Source organism: Pseudomonas kielensis (genome assembly GCF_014236655.1).
Classification (GTDB): domain Bacteria; phylum Pseudomonadota; class Gammaproteobacteria; order Pseudomonadales; family Pseudomonadaceae; genus Aquipseudomonas; species Aquipseudomonas kielensis.
Window position 1 is genome coordinate 1 of record NZ_JACMYG010000067.1, and the last position, 4,041, is coordinate 4,041.

Annotated in this window: 2 protein-coding genes and 2 pseudogenes; all 4 read right to left on the minus strand. The window is 55.0% G+C overall.

All coding sequences use genetic code 11. From position 1 onward, the window contains the following. Positions 1 to 117: pseudogene (locus H7995_RS27900) on the minus strand (IS110 family transposase); the annotation flags it as partial. 109 nt (positions 118 to 226) lie between these two features. Then, positions 227 to 1,009, minus strand: coding sequence for a reverse transcriptase domain-containing protein (locus H7995_RS27905; protein ID WP_342345342.1), 783 nt, complete (start codon positions 1,007 to 1,009; stop codon positions 227 to 229). Positions 1,010 to 1,448: 439 nt separating this feature from the next. Then, positions 1,449 to 2,591, minus strand: a pseudogene (locus H7995_RS27910) (recombinase family protein); the annotation flags it as partial. Positions 2,592 to 2,885: 294 nt separating this feature from the next. Continuing rightward, positions 2,886 to 3,653, minus strand: a complete 768-nt coding sequence (locus tag H7995_RS27915; RefSeq protein ID WP_185819309.1) for a reverse transcriptase N-terminal domain-containing protein — start codon at positions 3,651 to 3,653, stop codon at positions 2,886 to 2,888. Positions 3,654 to 4,041: the final 388 nt, after the last annotated feature.

Genomic DNA, 4,041 nt, shown 5'->3' on the forward strand with positions numbered 1-4,041 from the left:
GGTGGCGACCTGGTCGCGCTTGAGTTGCTTTCTCAGAACGGTCTTGCCATGTTCATTAACACCGTGCACCTGAAATACATTTTTCGCCAAGTCGATACCAACGGTCATAACTTTCATACCGGACGCTCCTCTTGGTTTGTGGTTTCTGAAGCCCTTCCACTATGGCATGTTGAGACCTCTGGTTTGTGGATGGGGCGTCCATACCAATAGATCCGTACGTGCGGAACTACCGCATACGGCTCCTGCCTTGGGTACGTGACGCGAAGCGATCCTCAGGGTAAGGATGTGCATTTCTGGGTCTAGGTATGTAGAGGTCAGCAAGGCGTCCGTAGCGTGACCATTGAAGCCGATTACGCTGGCTGCGACGTTTGAGGGCTTGCCGCCATAGACGGCATACCGCCAACCGAAAACCGCCAAGACGTATCAGATTTCCCGGCACCGCGTGGTAATTGAAGTACCCGCTGACCACTCGGTTAAGCCACTGACCCACGACTCGAACAGGCTCATGACGTCGGCGTTTCAGCTCATCCCGAATGGCCAGCAGCGTCGCACGCATTCGCTTCTTGACCGTCAGTCGCAGTATTTGGAACCCACCGCTTCTGTTCGGACTACAACAGTGCGTGAAGCCCAGGAAGTCAAAAGTCTCCGGTTTACCTAAGCCTCGCTTCCTACGATTTCTCGCAGCAAAACGACCAAACTCAATCAGCCGTGTCTTCGAAGCGTTGAGTGAAACGAACCTGGCCAAGCGTTCCTGCAACTGCACCAGAAATTGCTGAGCCTGCCATTGCGTCCTGAAACCCACCACGCTGTCGTCCGCGTAGCGCACCACAATCACATCGCCACGAGCATGCCGCTGGCGCCACTGCCTTGCCCACAGATCCAGCACGTAGTGAAGATAGATATTCGCCAGCAACGGCGATATTACACCGCGTACGATCTTGTATACTTTTCTCTTCGATGTCTGAGCCAGTCGAACTCTCGCTGGCGTTGAACCCAGGATCCGGATCAATCCGGAACACCACCAAAATTTCGTCTTTGTGAATTTCGACGTGTTTGACTAAGCCGCGAATGATCTCGCGTTTCGTGACGAAATCCACGGTGCCCAATCGGTCATGGACAGCCGCGGCAAACTCTTCGAGACGATTAATCACCAGAAACAGTTCGCGTTGACCCACCTGATGACGCCGTGACGCCTGAATCTGCTGATCAAGCTGTTCCAGACGGCTCTTCAAGTGCCGCATCTTCGGATCAAAATCCGTTTTATCAATCATGCCTTCGGCATAGCTATCGATGAGTCGCGACTTGCCTTTCTCCAGCTGCAGTCGTTGTCGTTCCAGTGCGGCGGTATCAGGATTTGTTTTTTCCTTTTCTTCCAGGACACCCAGCCGGCGTTCATATTCACTCTTTAGCCTTCCGGGGTGGGCGAGCAGTTCAACAACTTGCTGCCACACCAGTTCATCGAGACGGTCCGTTCGTATTTGCTGATTGTCACAGATGCGTTCGCCACCAAAGCGGTAGGCATCGGTTCCAATGCAACGATAGTAGGCATAGTCCCGACGTTGGCCTTTGGCCGCTGCCTTGCTGACCTTTTTACCGTAATAGGCGTAGTGACAATGGCCGCAAACGGTCAAGCCCTGAAGCAGGTAAACAGCACCATGGCGGCGCTGACGCGCTTTGCGATTCTCGGCAAGTTGCTCTTGAACCGACTGAAACAACCCTTCGCTGACGATCGCCGGGACGGGTATCTCGATCCACTGACTCGGATCCGTACGTACGGTTGAGTGCCCCTTCCTGGGCACCTCGGCACTGTGGCGTTGCGCGCGTATCCGAGGTAAACGATCACAAGCTTGTGTTTTGCCGAAAGCAGCTCGGCCTATGTAGGCTGGATTTTGTAATATTCCCCACACGGTACTGCGATCCCAATACGGCTTACCAGAGGCGGTCACGGTGCCTGTTACCCCAAGGCGACGCACCACTTCGCCGATGCTCAGTCGCTCCATCCCAATCCATTGAAAGATGGCTCTGACCGTCGCGGCTTGCGGCAATTCAATGACGTACTGTGCGGGTGCTCCATCAAGCTGCTTGCGAATATAGCGATAACCGTAGGGCGCAGTCGACAGCACATTGATGCTGCCGCGTTTGGCCCCATGAAGCTTGCCGCGACGATTGCGCTCCATGATTTTGGCCCGTTCGTACTCCGCGATCATGCCCTGCATCTGCAGCAACAACGACTCTTCCGGCGTGACGCCAATAGCATGATTGAGGAACACCACCTGCACGCCGCACGCCGATAGTTCTTCCATCAGCAAGGCTTGGTGGGCATATTTTCGTGACAGCCGGTCTGGGGACAAGACATAGAGACGCTCCACCAAGCCGAGGGCAGCCCGGTCTCTGAGCCGCTCCAATTGTGGACGAATCAGCGTCGCGCCGCTGACGCCCGCGTCGACAAATCGCATGTCCTCAGCAACGTGGGCACCATCGGCCACGATCCGCTCTGTCAACGCAGCAATCTGGCTTTCAATTGTGCCGCGTTTAGCCTGCTGGTCAGAGGATACGCGGGCATAGAATGCCACCATCACAGCCTGGCTCATTGCTCACCTCGCTTGGCGGTACGATGCTTTTTCACAGATGGCTGGGGTGGCGACAATTCTGAGGAAGACCGCGTTTCGGTCGGCTTAAGCTGCTCGTAGACCCTCTCGAGCTGGTCCCGAGAGAATCGATTTGGCTCAAAAGCCAGACGAATACGCCAGATATGCGGTTTTCGGCTCATGACTGAAGTCTCCCATCAGTGGGGGCGAGGCCCTCAATGATGAGAACAATCTCGACATCGGGGCATCCCGCATGCCTCGGGGCAAAACTCTCCCTGGCAATGCGCAGTCCCCATTTTATCCGAGAGTTTGCTCTGTTGTTGCCGGCGCTATGATTCCCCCCTGCGGGGTACCAGCCTTTGTCGCAAACAGAGTTCCTTCATCGATAAACCCAGCCTGAAGCCATCGCCGCAGGATCGTCTTATCCATCGGTATATTCTTGAGCATCCATTCGTGGCTAAAGTTATCGAAACAGCCACGGATATCACCCTCAAGTACCCACACTGGCGACCTACGTTTGGCCAGCGTGATGAAACAATATTCGATGGCGTCGGCGGTCGAACGGTTGGGCCGAAACCCATAAGAGTTTGGATCCGCCATGCTTTCTGAAACAGGTTCCAGAGCCAGCTTCCACAGTGCCTGCATCGATCTGCAGAGCATGCGGGGAATTCCCAGCGGACGCTTCTGGCCATTGCTCTTGGGGATGTAAATACGTCGAAGCGGCAACGCACGGTAGCTGCGATGTCGCATTGACTCCATCCCGCTCCACTTGGCCGCTGGTGTCACCCAGATTTTGCCATCGACGCCCGGCATTCTCTTGCCACGATTCTCAGTCACTCGTTTGACGGCTAACATCTTGCCGCTGTGCGAGCGGGTTAGCAGGTGTTGTAAGGCTTTCACCTTGCCCCATCTGCCTTCCATTGTTGCCTTAGCGATACGCGCCTGGAGTCGTTTCACTTCTTCTTTGATGAGGCCCCAGTTTGCCTGAAGCCACATCCTTTCAGCGTGCGAAGGTGCACCAGTACCGATGGCATCTGTTTTCGCAGCGCTACCAATAGCCGTCATCTGCTTTCCTTCGAGTAACGATTAATCAAGTTCTCTCGCCATGAATGACCATACGGAAGTCTGTCCGCTTTCGCGTCGAGTAATGTTTCAGCCCGTATCTCGCCCATTACAGGTAGGCCTTCGCTTTTTCCGCATTCCTCTACCCGCAGCTACCACAGCGTTCCTTACGGTTCGCCTGCCGTTTCCGGCGGCACTACGGGCTTACCCTGTTCCACCTGAATTTCTGAGCGGGGCGGACCCCTCCTGTTCGCCGGCAGCCTACTGTCCATGATGACCCAGGAATCAAGGGATCCATACCTGGCCGCGTACCGTTTGGTTCAAGCCTGTCAGCACATTTGGCTTGTTGAGCATGACGATGTTTAACAGAGGTTCACATATGTTGGACGAT